The sequence below is a fragment of the Pseudoalteromonas ruthenica genome (assembly GCF_008808095.1).
Classification (GTDB): domain Bacteria; phylum Pseudomonadota; class Gammaproteobacteria; order Enterobacterales; family Alteromonadaceae; genus Pseudoalteromonas; species Pseudoalteromonas ruthenica.
In genome coordinates this window covers 2,622,885-2,639,765 of record NZ_CP023396.1, presented here as the reverse complement: position 1 = coordinate 2,639,765, position 16,881 = coordinate 2,622,885, and the positions used below count along the sequence as shown (strand labels likewise).

The following is a 16,881-nucleotide window of genomic DNA, read 5'->3' as shown; positions in this document are numbered from 1 at the left end:
AGAGCTTAGTTTACAAACTTGCGCCCTAACACATAGACCGCCAATCCTGTATTTTTGTGTGTTAACCGAAAATTCAGAAAAATGACGCACTGTATTCCCAATTTGCCGCATTTTTGTAACCTTTGCCTACCCTTGCTGCGTATAAAACTCGCAAATTATACGTACAATAGGAGTATACGTAGTGGTACCAAAAAGAGAGCGTATGAGTAATAAAAAAACACCCCCTAATACGCAGCCCTCAGAACAGGGGGGCGCCAGCCGATACGCGAAAATTCGTGCCCACAGTGCGCGCCACGGCAGCGAAATACTCATTACCAGCGCGATTGTCTTGGTTTTCTTGGTGTTGTTTATACAGTTTAAAAGCGCTGACATATTGATAGCGGAGATTTTCTTACTGAGCGCCGCTTTAGTTGGCATGCTAGTGGGGTACTTAAAGCTGAGAGAGCCGTTTTACAGCATTTTTCTCGACAAACAGAAACTTAGCTATAATCATAAATACGGCTGGTGGCAGCTGGATGTCGATAACCTACAACAGGTCGGTGTGGTGAGTATCGAACAGGCAATGCAGACGCTCGAGTTAAATGTTGTGGGCCTAAGCTTAAAGCGAGAAGATGAGTTCTTAAATAAGCTTTCACCCCGGTTGGCGGGCCGTTTGCTGGTGGAACAGCGTCATTATTTGCTGCAGGCGATCAAAGCGTATTGCCGCGATGGCAATGAATGCCCGCCACAGTGGTTGGTTGAGGATACCGAGTACGTCAGCCAGTCTGGGCAAAAATATACTGGATTATTAGCTATGTTTGCTAATAGAATGAAGAACTTAAAATTTTTGACTGGGTATGAAATATTAATACCCGCCGCTATGTTAGACCGTGATATTTGGGCGTTCAGCTATTTATTGCATAGATGGCAACGCGACCCGGCTAACACTGTGGTGCAGTTGCAACAGCAACTCAATAGCCACAGTAGCAAGTAGACAGGATAAGACATATGTCTGACGATAGAGCATTTATAAAAAGTGGTCGTAATACCATCATTCATAAAGTTAAGAAGCTGGATTTAGTCATCGTTAATGGCGAAGAGCAGCCAAAAATTAAAGTGACTCAGCACGGCCTAGAGCCCTTTAAAGAAGAGCTTCCCAAAAATCGTCGAGAGGCTAAAGAGCGCTATCTTGAGATGGTGTACATTGCCAGCCCGGATGTTTTTGCAGAAGAAAAACGCTTGCTATTTATTCAAGCTTTGGATGGGCGAGAATACAAAGTCGATTACTCCAAAGTTGGTACTAAACTATTTGTTCGTATTCACCAGGACAGTTATTTATAACACCTGATAAATACGGTTTGTTGATGATGTTGGCAAGCAACTTGCGTTGATAACGCTATGCAATAATTGGGAGCACATCATGGGTCGACTTATTCATAGCGCGCTCAGCATCATTTTGGCCACGGGATTGGTTGCCTGTGGTGGCAGTGGTGGCGACGAAGTCACTGAAAATGCGAGTATTAATGTTGGCGCTGATCGCGATGCGGTAGAAAAATCAGAATTAATCATCAACGCGCAAGTGTCGCCTCCTGGAGGTACTTTCAGGTGGCAACAACTTTCCGGTCCGGCTATCGAAGGGCTACCCAGTGAAGAGCAAGAGTTGGCGCTGATGCTCCCGGACGTTAAAGGTGACCGCGCGGCGCAAATTAAGGTCGATTATCGGGCCCCAGACAACACCCTAGTATCTGACACGCTTACCATTAATATCGCTTCAGCAAACCAGTTACCACAGATAGCCATAGCGCAAATTGCCCCCGAACAACTGCCCTCACAATATAATGATGTTGTCACCCTGAGTGCGGCTGGTTCTAGCGATCCTGATGAAAACGGCTTTATTGCGAGTTATTTATGGCAACAAACTGAGGGCCCGCAACTGCAGTTTAGCGCTGTTGATGAAGCCACTTTAAGTTTTCGTCACCCGCTACTAGATAGTGATACCACGCTTGCGTGGACTGTGTTTGTCAGTGATGACGAGGGCGGTCAAGTGAGCACCGAGTATAGCCTGCTGCTCAATAAAACCGCGCAAGTGGTCATTGCCAATGCAGGGGACGACCAGCAGGCCACTGAGTTTGATACCGTGACTCTCAATGCCGGTAATAGTGAAACGGTGAGTGGTCAGTTTAGCTGTTACTGGCAGCAGCAAAGCGGCAGTGCCGTCACCCTAGCCAGTGAGCGCCAGTGCGAAACGCAGTTTGTTGCTCCCGACATCGATGTAGCACAACAACTGAGCTTTAGCGTTAGGGTGAGTGATGAACTTAACCGCAGTGCAAGTGATGAGGTCACTGTGAGCGTGCAGCGTCGCGCGTTGGGGCTGATTAACGACACCGGTATGAGCGCGTGCTTTAATAACAGCCAAGCAATCAGCTGTGATAGCACAGACTTCCAAGGGCAAGATGCGCAGCAAGGCCGAGACAGTGTAGCGCAGCGCTTAGACAAAGTGGGCAAAGGGGATATGGCCTTTGACTTTACTAAACTGAATGAGTTTGCCGACGAATTGCCCGACTCTGCTACCGAGTTTGCTTGTGTACGCGATAATGTCACTGGCCTTATATGGGAAGTGAAACAAGCCAACACCCACACTTTACCAAATACCGACTTGCGCGAAGGTCAGAATCATTACAGTTGGGCTCTTAACGGTGAGGGAGGCGTGCTTATCGGGAGTGAGCGCGCGCCAGCCAATAGCTCATGCCCTAGTGACGTTGATTGCTCGGTGCAACAATACATTGATGAGGTCAATGCCATCGACTTTTGCGGTGGGGCCAATTGGCGTCTACCTACCTATGTTGAGTTGCTGAGCTTGGTGGATTATCAACGCCATGGTCAGGCACACATGATTAGCCCGGACTATTTTATTCACAGCCCGTCGGTGAGTTTACTGGGGCATTTAAACTACTGGACATCACGCACCAGCGTTGACGGCCAATCATTATCTCAAGCCTTTATTATTGATATGAGCTCAGGTAACGATTTGGCTTACCCCAAAGATAATACCGCTTACGTACGTTTGGTGCGCAACCCATAGGAGTGATCATGAATTATACGTTTCTAATCGTGGCGGCTGTGGTGAGTACATCGCTTTGGGCTGAACAGCGTTGTTATAATCTGCAAGCTAGTACCCCGGCAGAGCGCTTTGTGATTAATACTGATGGTACGATTACTGATAACGCCACTGGGCTGATGTGGCAACGTTGTAGCTATGGGCAACAGTTCGATGCTGAACTGCAAAGTTGCTCTGGGGCGGCGCAACAGCTTAACTGGCAGCAGGCACTGCAAAGCGCCACTAATGATGAGTTTGCCGGTTTTGATGACTGGCACTTGCCTAACAGTAAAGAACTCGCATCCATTGTTGAGCATCGATGTGTTGAGCCCAGCCTAAATTTAGACCTGTTTTTAGATGCTAGTAATGATAATTACTGGTCCAGCACATCTGCAGTAACACCGGCAGATCATGCTTGGGTGTATGAATTTTACAGTGGTAAAAATAGTCTTCATGCTAAAAGTAGTGATGTATTTGTGCGTTTAGTACGCTATCAGCAATAACTGCTTACATTTTGTTCGTATACAGCATAGAGAGCACTGAGTAAGGTAGAGTTAAGTACATTTACGAGAAACATCAATGACGCTGAGAAAGTACCTGTGGCTATGGGCCTTACCTTTGGCGCTGTTGTGCTATGCCATCGGTAGTAGCCAAGGTGTGATTGCCTTGGTGCTGGTGGCGGTCGTAGGCGAGCTTATTTTTTGGCTTGGACTATTTAAACGTGGCAAGCGCAGAGATAACGCACCAAAACCTTAGTTTGATTATTTATACAGTGCTTTATACAGTTGTTTGTGGCTTTTCCTTACACTTTTTGTCACTATAGCTTCACCTAAAACTGTTGGGCTGCCCTGGCCTCACACAAGCGCGATGAAGAAATTTATCCATATTGATATGGATTGCTTTTATGCCGCCGTAGAGATGCGCGACAATCCTGAACTGGCAAACTTGCCTTTGGCCATTGGCGGGCGTAGTCGTCGTGGAGTGCTATCAACGGCAAACTATATTGCTCGTCAGTACGGCGTACGTTCGGCGATGTCTAACTACCATGCTAAACAACTGTGCCCAGATTTAGTCATTGTCCCGGGGCGGATGCAAGTTTATAAGCAAATCTCACAGCAAATTCGCGCCATTTTTAGCCGTTATACGGACCTTATCGAGCCACTTTCTTTGGATGAAGCTTACTTGGATGTGACTCAAGCACAGGTATGCCGTGGCAGTGCCACACTCATTGCTGAGCAAATTCGCCAAGATATCTTCCAACAAACTGGACTGACAGCCTCAGCAGGAGTCGCACCTATTAAGTTTGTTGCCAAAATAGCTAGCGACGAGAATAAGCCGAATGGGCAATGCGTAATTCTTCCTGAGCAACTGCCAGACTTTCTTGCTCAGTTGGACTTAAAGAAAATTCCCGGCGTTGGCAAAGTGACGCTAGAGCGGTTGCATCAGAAAGGATTATACAAAGGCCAAGATGTGCTGGATAAGGGAGTAAACTGGATGCAGCAGCATATAGGGAATTTTGGTGTGTCCCTATACCAAAAGTGCGCAGGCGAAGTAATAGGGCGAGTTAAAACCGAGCGCATTCGCAAGTCACTCAGCGTTGAACACACTTATGAATATAACAAAACCTCATTGCTACAATGTCACCAGGCCTTACCCGCTTTACTCGAGGAGTTGCAACAACGCCTTGAGCGCAACCAACTTAGCAACGCCATTAACAAGTTGTCAGTCAAAGTAAAGTTTGCCGATTTTCAGGTAACTACTGCTGATCAAAGTGGATTCGCCTTGAATCTAGACACTTTCGCAGCGCTAACGGCGAAAGCCTACCAACGCGGCAACACTCCAGAGGTGAGATTACTGGGCTTGGGCGTTGGAATTTCATCGCAACAGCAACAAGCTACCCAGTTAAGCATTTTAGACTAAAGCGTTAATGAATTTTTAAACTAAGCTGATAAGGTAAATTGCTACTTTAGGCACTTAGCCTCGTCGGCCTGTGCTCGTGCGACTAGTACACTTTGCTAAAGCGAAGAGTATTGTAATGACAACAAAAATAAAGAGAGAAGACTATGCAATCAGTAGTTATTGTCTTGCTTGGTATTGTCGGCATGCTATTTGGCTGGTTCGTCTATTCCAAGTTTATCGCCGAAAAAATCTTCAAAATGGACGATAAGTTTGTAACTCCAGCTCATGAGCTCCAAGACGGCGTTGATTATGTGCCAACCAATAAAGTGGTATTGTGGGGACACCACTTTACCTCGGTAGCGGGGGCCGCGCCCATTGTAGGCCCCGCGATTGCGGTTTATTGGGGATGGGTGCCTGCGGTATTGTGGGTCGTATTTGGTACTATTTTCTTTGCTGGTGTTCACGACATGGGCGCCCTATGGGCCAGTGCTCGGCACAAGGGCAAATCCATGGGGGCGTTATCAGAATCAGTCATAGGCTCGCGCACGCGTTCTCTATTCATGATTGTGGTGTTTTTGGTGCTATTGATGGTGAATGCGGTATTTGGCGTAGTGATTGCGAACTCATTTGTCTCGCAACCTAATGCGGTATTCCCAGCTTGGTCGGCGATTGTGGTGGCCTTAGTGATAGGTCAGTTGCTGCGACGAAATATGCCGCTTATTCCTTTGTGTGCTATTGGTGTTGGCGTACTCTACGCTACGATTTACATGGGCAGCTCAATGCCCCTGGCACTGCCTAGTGAAATGTTTGGGTTAGCGGATAAAGCCAACTGGATCATTATTCTCTTCGTCTATGCTGCAATTGCTTCGTTATTACCTGTTTGGATGCTACTGCAACCGCGCGACTTTATTAACGGCATGCAGCTGTTGGTGGGGCTGGTTCTGCTTTATGGCGCTGTCTTTGTTTCTATGCCTGATATCACAGCTCCCGCGTTTAACATGCAAACCGCTGCTGACACGCCCAGTATTATCCCCTTGTTGTTTGTCACCATAGCCTGTGGTGCAGTGTCAGGCTTCCATGGCATCGTGTCCTCTGGAACGAGCTCAAAACAACTGAATAAAGAAACTGATGGTCGCTTTGTGGGATACCTCGGTGCCGTAGGAGAAGGATGTTTAGCGCTTATCACGCTGGTGGCCGTTAGTGGCGTGGCCTTGGCTGTTTCCCCAGAGGAGTGGCATGAAATATACAGTCATTTAGGCGCTGGCAGTGTGAGTGCTTTTATTACCGGTGGCGCTAATTTAATTGAAAGTGGCTGGGGTATTTCCACCGAAGTTGCTTCAACCCTATTGGCGGTAATGGTGGTGTTATTTGCAGGCACAACGATGGACTCAGGTGTGCGTCTCCAGCGTTATATTATTCAAGAGTGGGGCGACATTTATAAAATATCGGCGCTTAAAAATGGCGTCGTTGCTACGTTAGTTGCGGTGGGGTGTTGTTTGTTGCTTGCCTTTGGCGCCGGTGGCGCATCTGGCAGTGGTGGCATGATCATTTGGCCGCTATTTGGTTCTACCAACCAAATCCTTGCCAGCTTAACCTTACTGGTGATCTCGGTGATGCTTATAAAAGCAGGACGTCCGGCTAAATTCACGCTGATCCCTATGGTCTTTGTATTGATTATGGCGTTCTTTGCGGGGGTCATTAAACTTGCTGAGTACTACCAACAGGGGAACTGGTTGCTTGTTGTACTCGATGCCATCGTCCTTATTGTTAGTGTGTTGGTCATGCTTGAGGCGTGGTCTGTGATCGCTAAACATAAGCGGGAAAAACAGCAAGGTTCAGAGCAAGCGTAAGCACAACTTGTCAACGCCACTTTACAATCCCTAAGGTGGCGCAGGGCTTCGCTAGTCAAGACCCCGTAAATCACCGATAATGTAGGTCCTTTGTTTTAGATTAGGACCTTTTTTATGTCTTATGCACGCGCTACGTCTTGCGCTAGCCTTGATGCACTTAGTGCAACCAGCGAAAACGATGCTCTTATTATTATCTGTGACTCCCTTGATGCGCTGCCCCAAGCCTATGCTGAACAAATCAATACTCACGCGGCGATAGATAGCCGTGTAGGTAAGCAACCGGCATTATTGATCAGCGAACAAGCGCCAGGTAAGCGCTTGATTGTGACTCCCACAGGCCCTTTAGGGCGGGATTATGATGATGTGCGCCGTGTCTTTGAAGCGGCTAAAAAAGGCATTGCCGTAGCGAAGGAAGCAGGCGCAATCAAGCCGGCTTTGTATGTGCATAATATTCAACAGCGTCCAGGTTATGAGTTCGCATTAGAAGTGGCCTTTTTAGGTGCTAACCAAGCGTTATGGCAGCCCTTAGAAGCACGTGAATATCATGGCGATGCTATCTCTGCACTGAATACTATTAGCCTGGTCGGCGCTACAGATGAACAACTAAAACAGGTCAATGCGATTGCCGCTGGCCAATATGCGGCACGCGATTTATGTGGCACTGAGCCAGAGCGTATGGCGCCGCCTCGCTTCGCTGATTATTGTGTCGAGGCTTTTGCTGGTACTGCGGTGAAGGTCGATGTGATCAGTGATATCGCGACGATTGATAAAGAGTATCCATTGCTTAGTACCGTTGCTCGCGCATCCTATGCGGTAGAGCGTCATCACCCACGCGTGGTAAAAATGGCCTATGTGCCTGAAGGCAATGTTGAACGCACGTTGATCTTTGTCGGTAAAGGCCTTGTTTACGATACCGGTGGTGCGGACTTAAAAGTTGGTGGCTTCATGGCCGGCATGAGTCGCGATAAAGGCGGTGCTGCATCTGTAGCTGGGTTTATGAAAGCCGTCGCTGAAGCACAGCCTAAAGGAGTCAAAGTGATTGCCTATTTGGCCGTGGTTCGTAATTCCATTGGTTCGGATTGCTTTGTTCCTGATGAGATTATTACCAGCCGTGAAGGCATCCGCGTGCGCATTGGTAATACCGATGCTGAGGGCCGCTTGGCAATGGGGGATTTACTCAGTGAGGCTAAAGAAGTGGCCAAAGGCGAGGTGAATCCTGAGCTCTTTACCGTAGCTACTCTCACCGGGCATGCCGCCCGAGCTGTGGGGCCTTATAGTGCCTATGTTGAAAATGGTCCAGCGCGTAAAGCGCAGCTCTCACAGCAATTGGTGGAGCAGGGTGACTTATGGGTCGATTGCGCCGAGGTATCGCGTTCGCGTCGCGAAGACTATGATTTTGTGCAACCACGCACCTTAGCTGACGATGTGCTTTCCAGTAATAATGCCGCATCGGCAGTCACTGCTCGGGGCCACCAGTTCCCGATGGCCTTTTTGGCGATTGTGGGTGGGTTAGATAAGCATGGCTTAGATAGCGAGCAGCCGCTTCCTTATGTACATATGGATATTGCCGGCAGTGGTGTGGAAGGCGGCGATTGGCAGCACGGAAAGCCAACTGCGGCTACGGTAGCAAGCTTATTTGCTAAATACTGTCGCTAACGCTGGCAGCAATAGCCGATATTGTTAAGCTAAAAAGGCCGCCGTTGGGCGGCCTTTTTATGACCGGAAAGCGATGACTTCATATTTTGAAGCGCTTAACTATGCCGTCGAGTGTTTGACTGGCCTGTTCTAGTTCGTTACTCGCCTGGTTCATAACCTGTGTGCTGGAGAGCGACTCATTGGTTGCATGGGCTAAATCATTGAGCCGCTGCGACACTTCGCTAGAGGCGTCATTTTGTTGCTCAGTGGCGCGGGCGATATGAGCGTTCATTTCCCGGATAGAGTCAACCAAGCGGTTGATTTCATCCAATGCTTCGGTGGTATTCGCGGTGGACTCAACAGTATTGTCCGAGATCTGTTGGCTGTTTTGTACGGCCTGCACAGCTTTTTCAGCACCTTGTTGCAACTGCTCAATCATAGCTTGAATTTCATCGGTGCTTTGGCCTGTGCGGCTGGCTAGCGTGCGCACCTCATCAGCAACAACTGCAAACCCACGGCCTTGCTCGCCAGCTCTCGCCGCTTCTATGGCAGCATTGAGCGCCAAAAGGTTGGTTTGCTCGGAAATGCCGCGAATCACATCCAGTACACTGCCAATATTATTACTTTGGCTGGCTAACTGCTGCACCACCTCAGCGACTTGTTCAATTTGTGTGCTTAAACGGGTGATCGCATTCACTGTGTTATGAACCACTGATTTTACTTGATCTGCATAACTGTTCGCTTCGTTGCTAGCTTGCTCGGCGTTATTGGCATAATCACTGATGTCTTTCACTTGGTGACTTACCTGTTCCATTGCTGTGGCCACTTGTGCTGAGCTGTCGCTCTGCAGCTCAATATGATGTTGATTTTGCTGGGCCGTCGATTGTAGTTGCGCCACATGCTCACTCACTTTATTGGCTTGCTCATTGACCGCTTCTATGGATTGGCGCATCTTTTCGGTGTAATCATTAAAGTGCCTGGCAAGGCGAGAGACTTCGTCATTGCCGCTGCTGTCTAAACGCTGGGTTAGGTCTCCCTCACCTTGCGCTATATCTTTCATCATGTCTGCTGCGTGACGAATAGGCCCCATCACACTTTGTGCTATTAAATAGCCCATCACTAACAGCACCGCGAGAATCACAACGCCCTCGAGGATAAGAATTGTTTTGCTACGTGCAAACGTGTCCTCAATGTGATCGATATAAACGCCGGAGCCAATCACCCAGCCCCAAGGTTCAAACCCCTTAACGAACGCTATTTTATCGACAGGTTGATCTTTTCCTGGCTTTGGCCACTTGTAGGGCACAAAGCCTTCACCTTGACGCTCAACCAGCTCAGCCATTTGCACGAATAGTTTCACGCCATCGGGGTCGGCGGTGTTAGCTAATGACTTGCCTTCGAGCTGTGGCTTAAACGGGTGCATAACCATGGTCGGGCTGGTGTCATTGATCCAAAAATAATTGGAATCACCATAGCGCAAAGCGCGAATGGCATCTTTAGCGGCAACTTTCGCTTGCTCATCCGTGAGGGCGCTCGTTTGTGCTTGTTGGTGGTAATACGCCGCGATGCTGTGTGCATTTTCTACTAGGTTGCGCGTTTTCTCATGTTGCCCATCCAGCAAAGAGCTGTATTGGTTAGTCAGTGAGGTCGCGACTAATATGATGATACCGAGTAGGGCAAGAACGAGTAGGGCAATCAGGCGTTGATAAATACTAAGGCGACGAAGTTGCTGCATAACAAATCCTTGGAACGAGGTAATGCTATGAGTTTAGTCGATTCTAAGTGAGTGAGCCTAAAAATAAGTATGGATTTTCAGTAGATTGTAAAAGAAATCAGGCCAGCAGAAGCCGGCCTGATTGAAGCGTAGAAACTTACTCTTGAGCCATATCAAAATGGCGGTTAAAGAAGTCGGTAATGGTGTGATGCAGGTGCGTTTGTACCTTTTTACCTCGCAAGCTATGTTTCGAGCCTGGGTAGGTCATCATTTCAAACGGCAACGCCTTGTCTTGTAGCTGTTTAAACAGCTTAGTGGCGTGGGTAAAGAGCACGTTGTCATCAGCCATGCCATGATAAATCATGAGCGGACCCTTGAGGCCATCGCTGTATGGAAAGACCGCGCTTTGTTCATAGCCTTCGGCATTAGTTTTTGGGTGGTCAAGATAGCGCTCTGTGTAATGAGTATCATACAACGACCAGTCGGTAACAGGAGCACCTGATACACCGGCTTTGAAATAATCACCAGCTTTAAACATCCCCATTAACGCCATGTAACCGCCGTAGCTATGGCCATAAATACCTATGCGCTGCGGGTCTACGTAATCTAAGGTGCGTAAAAACTCGACGCCTTTAATTTGATCCTGCACCTCACTTTCACCAAGGTGTTTGTAGATCACGTCTTCAAAGCGCTTTCCGCGATTGTAGGAGCCGCGATTATCAAGCTGAAATACCACATAGCCTTGTTGCACCATGTATTGAAAGTATAGGTTTTTACTGCGCCAGCTGTTGGTAACTCGCTGCGCATGTGGGCCGCCATATACATTGACAATGACCGGGTGCTTTTGCTTTTTATTCAGTTTGCGTGGCTTGAACAGGCGGTAGTGCATTACCTGACCGTCTTGTGCCTTTATGGTGCCGTACTCAGGCTTTACTAAGTCGCTGGTGTAAGGGCTGAGTGGGTGCTGTTCATCAATGGCATTTTGCTCTAACCAAGTGACAAAGTCGCCATTGGTTTTACGCAGTGCAACATAGGGAGGGCGGTTTACCGACGAGGCTCGGTCAATAAAGGTTTTGCTATCCTCTGCAAGAACGACGTTATGATATTCACCCGCTGCGGTGATACGCGTAATCTCACCAGCTTCAAATAGGGAAGTGCTATACAAATGGCTTTCTAGCGGCGTGTCTTTGCGACCGGCAAAATACACGACGCCATTTTGCTCATCAACGCCTTTTAGTGACTCAACAATCCAATCCCCTTGGGTGATCTGGCGTACCAGTGTGCCATCGACCTTGTACAGGTAAAGGTGCTTATAACCATCGCGCTCTGACGCCCAGATAAAGTGCTCTTTATCTTGCAAAAACTTCAAATCGAAGTGCAGGTTAATCCATGTATCACTGCTCTCTTTGACGGCCACGCGTTGGGTTTTTTCGGCGCTATCATAAAAGCGCAGCTCGAGCTCTTGCTGCGAGCGGTTTTGCCATTGATAAGACAGAGTGTGGTTGTCTTTGAGCCATTTTGCACGGGCAATGTAAATATCCTTGTCGGTGCCTAAATCAATCCAATCAACCTGTTTGTCATCAATATGGACAACGCCTAGCTCTATGGCCACATTGTCGGTGCCTGTGTAGGGGTAGCGCTGGTTAAATAGCTTCACTTCGTCGGCATAAATCTCGTTACGAATCGCCTCTTCTACGGGGCTCTCATCGATACGGGTAAAGGCTATTTTCTGTTCATCACCGGACCACCAGTAGCCGGTCATGCGGCTCATTTCTTCCTGCGCTACAAACTCAGCCATGCCATTTTTAATGACGCCGCCGCCATCCTGAGTGAGCTGGATTTCTTTGCCACTGGCCAGTTCTAAGGCATATAAGTTCTGGTCGCGGATAAAAGAGACAAAATTGCCTTTCGGTGAGAATCGCGCGTCGGTTTCGAACGCTTCGGTATCGGTGAGCTTACGACTTTCGCCACTGGCCAGTTGATAGTAATACAAGTCCCCATTGAGTGGGAAAAGCAACGCTTGCCCGTCTTTGGACCAGGTATACTCCAAAATTCCACGGCCAAAAATACGTTGGCGCTCACGGCGTGCTTTTTCTTCATCAGAAAGATTTTCCGGCCCTGAGAACAATGCTTGCGAATCGACTAACATGCGGTTGCTGTTGTCTTTGAGGTTGTATTCCCATAGGTCGTAGCGATTGTAGTCTTCTTTCTTTCCTTGCAAGTAGGTAACGCGGCTACCATCTGGAGAAAACTTAAGCTTTACAGGCGCTTTACCAGCTAAACTAGGGTCGTCAAAAATGCGCTCGAGCGTCAGCTCTTTGGCAGTCGCTGCGCCGCAGGCTAAGCTTGCAGCCAAGGCAACAGATAAGTATTTGGTTGTATTAGACACGGGTAAACCTTATTGTTGTAGTGATGCGTTGATGGTACTGATGCACTGTCATAAGCGCAACTTTATGCCACTAAACTTGCAGCAACAGGAGGATGCTATGTTTGCATTAGCACCAGAGTTGGAACGAGATTGTATTGAATTGGCGGATTGGCCGTTGTGTAAAGTGTTGTTAATGAATGACAGCCAGTACCCTTGGTTTATTCTGGTACCGCGCAAAAGCGGATTAAAAGAGATCATTGATTTAAGTGATCGTGACCAAATCGTGTTAGGACGTGAATCGGCGAAGCTTAGCTGTATGTTAAAAACAGTGTTCAAACCGGCAAAATTAAATGTTGCTGCTTTAGGTAACATGGTTGAGCAGTTGCACATTCATCATATTGCTCGCTTTGAGCAAGACCCCGCTTGGCCCAAACCGGTGTGGGGGGTACACCCACCTAAACCTTATACTGAAGCGCAAATTCAACAGATTAAAGAGAATTTGCAGCTATAAAAAAACAGCGCCGAAAGGCGCTGTTTTTATGTCGTCTATAAATACAGGCTTAGTTTAAGCCTAATACCTTTTTGCCCTGGATGAAGTCGACATCCACAGGGATATTCGCTTTACTGAGCTTTTCTAAATCAGCGGCCAATTCAGGTTTAATTTCACCCATGGTAGCAACGAGTTGGTCCACCTTCTGATAGTCACCGTCACCTTGCAGGGTAAGAATTAAATTCGATAGCTTGCTCATGGCTGCAGCCATCTTATCCATATTTACCTGATATAGGCCGTTTTCATCTTTGGAGAACGCGCCTTCTTGTTTGAAGAAGTTAAAGCGGATCATGTTAGCTTTACCGTGCGCGCTGGATGCGCCAAAACGTACAGAGCGGAAGATTCCAGCCATAAAGGTGACATAGTAATCTTCTAACGTACCCTCGGTAATCTCGCCTTTTTTCAATAGCTGTTCAACCATATACAAGCCAAGGATATCCGCCTTACCTTCTTCCAATGCACTCGCGTGCTCTTGAAGCGACTGGCGTACGGTGCCTTTACCGGTAATGGTGTTTTTAATACCTAGGCCATGCGCCACTTCGTGGAACATGGTATTAGCAAAAAAGGCGTCGAAAGTAATGTGTTTGCGCTGCTCGGGCACAATGAGCTCAGCGGCAATGGGCATGAGGATTTTGTCGAACTTAGCGCGCATGGCATTTTTAAGTTGCAGGCGGCGAGTGCCTTTTTCCAGTTGCACTTGCTCATCATTAGGTAGATTGATAGCTATGGTTTTGCTGCCAGCATTGGAGTGGCCAGCATAGTAGATGACATCATACGCATTAAGGTCGGCGTCTGAACCAGGAACCTCTTGCTTATATTGCTCCGCCACAGGCAGACCTTTTTGTAGCTCAGGAAGGAATTGCGCAAACTTTGCTAAACGCTCACTCCAGGCCATGTCTTTGACCAAAACATAGGATTCAAAAGCCGCACGATAACCGAAAAGTTGATCTTCATAGGTTTCGATTGGGCCAATAACCACATCAATGGGGTTATTTTTCATATCCATCCAAGCAAAATCAGAGGCTTGATAGTCATCACTTAGCAAGGCATCGGCACGCATACTCAAGTAGTTAGCGAATTCTTTATTATCGGCCAGTTCGCTCGCTTGGCGCAGCAAATCTGCAGCAGCCTCCAATGCTTGGGCGTATTCTACTGAATAAGGCACACTGTAAAGCTCACCATTGTCATCGCGTTTGATGATGGAATAAAGGCCTGTTTTATCTTTTACACTGCTTTGCTCTAATTCTTCTTTTGTCATATCAGCTGGGTAAAATTGAGCCCCTGCTGGTTTGTGCTCAAAGCCGCTTAAAAAAGGCTGATCGCCGTTTAAGCGATCCCAAGGACCATAGTTAATCTTGGCAAAGTGACGCACTTGTTCATCATCTAGGCTCGCTAAGAAATCTTGTTGCTCGCCACCGAAAGCCTGACGCCAAAACAGTTGGTCCATAATCTTTGAGGCATCAATCAGTTTAGCGAGCATTTTTTGCTGATTCCCGCTTAGATGTGACAAGTCGGTATTGAGCTCAAAATCGGTGTAAATGTTAAGCCGCTCGCGTTCAATATTTATCAATTCAGGGCCACTGCTTGGTTGTGCGCTCGCCGCCGTTTGTTCAGTAGTTGACTGTGGTTGCTTGGAGCAGGCGCCAAGTGCGAATACAGAGCTAATAAGCAGTGCTTGAGAAATTTTCGACAATTTACTCATGGGATCCTCTTTCGGTGTAACTCGTTATTGGACTGTAAAGTAAGACAAAAAACACAGTCCATTGAGAGAGTTTATGATTCGGTTATAGCGGGGGAGAGCCCCGTGTTGTTGGGCATTAAAGCAACTCAAGGGCTGGCTGGCAATAATGATTATGGGAACATAGGTAATTATTTTTTGTAAATAAATGGGCAATTGCGCTATCACTTTCTAAACTTTATCGGTAACTTATAGCTAATTTATAAGAAAAAACGGCTTTGCTGACATAAAGGATACTGGCGACATGTCCACAGAAAACGCTTTGCTGACCATCTTGGTTGACCGCATAAATAACGATACTTTGGTGCTGCCAACCTTGCCGGAAGTGGCACTTCGAGTGCGTAACGCTGCAGATGACCCGGATATAACCTTACATGATATGGCGGACGTGATCGCCAATGATCCCGCATTAGCAGCACGGATGATCAAAGTTGCGAATAGCGCCTTGATGAGTCGCTCGGTGAAGGTGACGACTATAAACCAAGCCGTTACGCGCATTGGACTAAGGCAGATAAAAAATATCGCCACAGCGATGGCCATGGAGCAGCTATTCGTCTCTCAGCATGAGCTGATCAAAGGCTATATGGATAAGGCATGGCAAAAGACAATTCGTGTTGCCTGCCATTCGATAGCGTTGGTGCAGAACTTTCGTAAGCAACAGCGCCATGACACGATTAATACCGAAACTATCACCTTGGCAGCACTGACCTACAATATTGGTATTTTGCCTATTCTCACCGAGGCTGAGAAGCACCCAGAGGTGTTTGCTAATCCGAGCTTTTTAGCTCATGCCATTCAAAAACTAGCAGGGCGCATTGGTGCTGCTATTTTAACCGCTTGGGACTTCTCTGATGAATTCGTAGAAGTTGCAAAGTGTTGGGCCGACCCTAATTATCGCCCTAAAGAGGTGGAGTTTGTCGATTTCATTCGTATGGGCGCGATCATGGAGGGCATTTTACAAGTGTCAGATAAGTCGTCCGCACTGAATGTTTATGTCGATAAAGGGATTATCCCATCTGTGGAGATATTTGCTGACGATGAGTATCAGGAAGTCGTGGGTGATATAAGAGAAATATTCAGTTGAAAAAAGGAGCCTCAGGCTCCTTTTTCAGTTATGCATTGTGCTTACAGATCCTCGGCATCGCCTAATTGATTGGTCAATGCATCAAGGAGTTGTTTGATTTCTTCGGAAGCAAGAATAAAGTCTGCGTCAAGCTTTACTGCCATGTCTTCTTTAGGAATATCGGCGTTTTCTTCTTTTAACGTATCGGCATAACTGACGCGTTTAATAGAGCCATCATTTTGCAATAAGAACTTCACTCGTTCTTGATACTCCAGCGCCAGCTTAGTGACCTCTTTACCATTATCTAGGTGGTTTTTAACCTCATCACTGGATAGATCATGGCCTTTAAACTTCACTTGTGCCCCATTGTCATCTTGCTCTTGCAACTCGGCGTCTAAGCCAATCGCGAAGCCTTCTGGAGCGTTGAATTCCTTCAACCACGACGTTAAAAACAAGTCAAGATCATAATTTGCAAACGCCGGCACAACAGGCAATGTTCCTAATGACTTGCGCAATAACGCAAGTAACTCTTCTGCTTTATTAAAGCTGGCACTATTGACCACAACCCAGCCATTTTCCATATCAATAAAAGCAAATTGGAGGCTAGACTTCTTAAATGCTTGCGGCAGCAAAGAATGCAAAATGTTTTCTTTTAGCTCATCTTTTTCTTTTTTGCTAACGCGGCGGTTTTCTTCAGCTTCTAAATGATCGACCTTCTCCTGCACCATCTCGTTGACGACCGCAGGGGGCAGTACTTTTTCTTCCCGCTTAGCGCATACCAAAACAGTACTTTGCGAGAAGTGACTGAGCATCTGACCATGTTTGCCAAACGGCTTGGTCCAGCCAAAGGTATGCATGTCTTGGCTGCCACAGGGGCGGAATACGTCTTGCTCTAGGGCTTTTTCAAAATCGTCTTGTTGGTAACTGATGTCTTGCTTAAAGCGATAACAGATAAGGTTGCTAAACCACATAGTTTTACTTCCGTTGA

At 47.3% G+C, this 16,881-nt stretch carries 14 protein-coding genes; 10 read left to right on the top strand and 4 right to left on the bottom strand.

From position 1 onward, the window contains the following. The first annotated feature begins 202 nt into the window (after window positions 1-202). The 8 genes from PRUTH_RS12260 to PRUTH_RS12230 all read left to right on the top strand — a co-directional run bounded on the left by PRUTH_RS12260 (window position 203) and on the right by PRUTH_RS12230 (window position 8,481). Window positions 203-973: a DUF2982 domain-containing protein gene (locus PRUTH_RS12260; RefSeq protein ID WP_151173379.1), complete on the top strand. Its 771-nt coding sequence runs from the start codon at window positions 203-205 to the stop codon at window positions 971-973. A gap of 14 nt (window positions 974-987) precedes the next feature. Continuing rightward, window positions 988-1,320: a hypothetical protein gene (locus PRUTH_RS12255; RefSeq protein ID WP_053909742.1), complete on the top strand. Its 333-nt coding sequence runs from the start codon at window positions 988-990 to the stop codon at window positions 1,318-1,320. Window positions 1,321-1,399: 79 nt separating this feature from the next. Next, window positions 1,400-3,061: an Lcl C-terminal domain-containing protein gene (locus PRUTH_RS12250; RefSeq protein WP_151173378.1), complete on the top strand. Its 1,662-nt coding sequence runs from the start codon at window positions 1,400-1,402 to the stop codon at window positions 3,059-3,061. A gap of 8 nt (window positions 3,062-3,069) precedes the next feature. Further along, entirely contained in the window at window positions 3,070-3,579 is a 510-nt protein-coding gene (locus tag PRUTH_RS12245) for an Lcl C-terminal domain-containing protein (protein ID WP_130144645.1), read from the top strand. A 76-nt stretch (window positions 3,580-3,655) separates the two neighbouring features. Continuing rightward, complete coding sequence (locus PRUTH_RS19155) at window positions 3,656-3,832, top strand: hypothetical protein (protein WP_022943417.1); 177 nt, start codon at window positions 3,656-3,658, stop codon at window positions 3,830-3,832. A 111-nt stretch (window positions 3,833-3,943) separates the two neighbouring features. Then, window positions 3,944-4,996, top strand: coding sequence for a DNA polymerase IV (gene dinB / locus PRUTH_RS12240; RefSeq protein WP_151173377.1), 1,053 nt, complete (start codon window positions 3,944-3,946; stop codon window positions 4,994-4,996). Window positions 4,997-5,139: 143 nt separating this feature from the next. Continuing rightward, the gene (locus tag PRUTH_RS12235) at window positions 5,140-6,825 is read left to right on the top strand and encodes a carbon starvation CstA family protein (RefSeq protein ID WP_022943419.1); all 1,686 of its coding nucleotides are present in this window, start codon (window positions 5,140-5,142) and stop codon (window positions 6,823-6,825) included. 114 nt (window positions 6,826-6,939) lie between these two features. Beyond that, the gene (locus tag PRUTH_RS12230) at window positions 6,940-8,481 is read left to right on the top strand and encodes a M17 family metallopeptidase (protein WP_151173376.1); all 1,542 of its coding nucleotides are present in this window, start codon (window positions 6,940-6,942) and stop codon (window positions 8,479-8,481) included. A gap of 79 nt (window positions 8,482-8,560) precedes the next feature. Here the strand turns inward: PRUTH_RS12230 and PRUTH_RS12225 are convergent, their stop codons facing one another. After that, window positions 8,561-10,195 (bottom strand): methyl-accepting chemotaxis protein, encoded by a 1,635-nt coding sequence (locus tag PRUTH_RS12225; protein WP_151173375.1) that lies wholly within the window; start codon window positions 10,193-10,195, stop codon window positions 8,561-8,563. A 136-nt stretch (window positions 10,196-10,331) separates the two neighbouring features. Beyond that, the gene (locus PRUTH_RS12220; protein WP_257221081.1) at window positions 10,332-12,530 is read right to left on the bottom strand and encodes a S9 family peptidase; all 2,199 of its coding nucleotides are present in this window, start codon (window positions 12,528-12,530) and stop codon (window positions 10,332-10,334) included. 130 nt (window positions 12,531-12,660) lie between these two features. Between PRUTH_RS12220 and PRUTH_RS12215 the strand changes: the two genes are divergently transcribed. After that, a complete protein-coding gene (locus PRUTH_RS12215; protein ID WP_053909970.1) occupies window positions 12,661-13,053 on the top strand; it encodes an HIT domain-containing protein in 393 nt (130 codons plus the stop codon). Between the two features lie 49 nt (window positions 13,054-13,102). Here PRUTH_RS12215 and PRUTH_RS12210 read toward each other — a convergent pair whose 3' ends face one another. After that, complete coding sequence (locus tag PRUTH_RS12210) at window positions 13,103-14,794, bottom strand: DUF8614 domain-containing protein (protein ID WP_138508684.1); 1,692 nt, start codon at window positions 14,792-14,794, stop codon at window positions 13,103-13,105. 280 nt (window positions 14,795-15,074) lie between these two features. Between PRUTH_RS12210 and PRUTH_RS12205 the strand changes: the two genes are divergently transcribed. After that, entirely contained in the window at window positions 15,075-15,914 is an 840-nt protein-coding gene (locus PRUTH_RS12205) for an HDOD domain-containing protein (protein WP_045979301.1), read from the top strand. Between the two features lie 41 nt (window positions 15,915-15,955). Here PRUTH_RS12205 and rdgC read toward each other — a convergent pair whose 3' ends face one another. After that, window positions 15,956-16,864 carry a recombination-associated protein RdgC gene (gene rdgC / locus PRUTH_RS12200; protein WP_151173373.1) on the bottom strand — a complete coding sequence of 303 codons (909 nt, stop codon included), beginning with the start codon at window positions 16,862-16,864 and terminating at the stop codon, window positions 15,956-15,958. Between the last annotated feature and the right edge of the window lie 17 nt (window positions 16,865-16,881).

What these genes read in the sequence shown, in the direction of transcription:
- PRUTH_RS12205 (WP_045979301.1), top strand. Translation starts at nt 15,075, where the DNA reads ATGTCCACAGAAAACGCTTTGCTGACCATCTTGGTTGACCGCATAAAT.
- dinB (WP_151173377.1), top strand. Translation starts at nt 3,944, where the DNA reads ATGAAGAAATTTATCCATATTGATATGGATTGCTTTTATGCCGCCGTA.
- PRUTH_RS12235 (WP_022943419.1), top strand. Translation starts at nt 5,140, where the DNA reads ATGCAATCAGTAGTTATTGTCTTGCTTGGTATTGTCGGCATGCTATTT.
- PRUTH_RS12255 (WP_053909742.1), top strand. Translation starts at nt 988, where the DNA reads ATGTCTGACGATAGAGCATTTATAAAAAGTGGTCGTAATACCATCATT.
- PRUTH_RS12260 (WP_151173379.1), top strand. Translation starts at nt 203, where the DNA reads ATGAGTAATAAAAAAACACCCCCTAATACGCAGCCCTCAGAACAGGGG.
- PRUTH_RS12215 (WP_053909970.1), top strand. Translation starts at nt 12,661, where the DNA reads ATGTTTGCATTAGCACCAGAGTTGGAACGAGATTGTATTGAATTGGCG.
- PRUTH_RS12230 (WP_151173376.1), top strand. Translation starts at nt 6,940, where the DNA reads ATGTCTTATGCACGCGCTACGTCTTGCGCTAGCCTTGATGCACTTAGT.
- PRUTH_RS12250 (WP_151173378.1), top strand. Translation starts at nt 1,400, where the DNA reads ATGGGTCGACTTATTCATAGCGCGCTCAGCATCATTTTGGCCACGGGA.
- PRUTH_RS12210 (WP_138508684.1), bottom strand. Translation starts at nt 14,794, where the DNA reads ATGAGTAAATTGTCGAAAATTTCTCAAGCACTGCTTATTAGCTCTGTA.
- PRUTH_RS12225 (WP_151173375.1), bottom strand. Translation starts at nt 10,195, where the DNA reads ATGCAGCAACTTCGTCGCCTTAGTATTTATCAACGCCTGATTGCCCTA.
- PRUTH_RS19155 (WP_022943417.1), top strand. Translation starts at nt 3,656, where the DNA reads ATGACGCTGAGAAAGTACCTGTGGCTATGGGCCTTACCTTTGGCGCTG.
- rdgC (WP_151173373.1), bottom strand. Translation starts at nt 16,864, where the DNA reads ATGTGGTTTAGCAACCTTATCTGTTATCGCTTTAAGCAAGACATCAGT.
- PRUTH_RS12245 (WP_130144645.1), top strand. Translation starts at nt 3,070, where the DNA reads ATGAATTATACGTTTCTAATCGTGGCGGCTGTGGTGAGTACATCGCTT.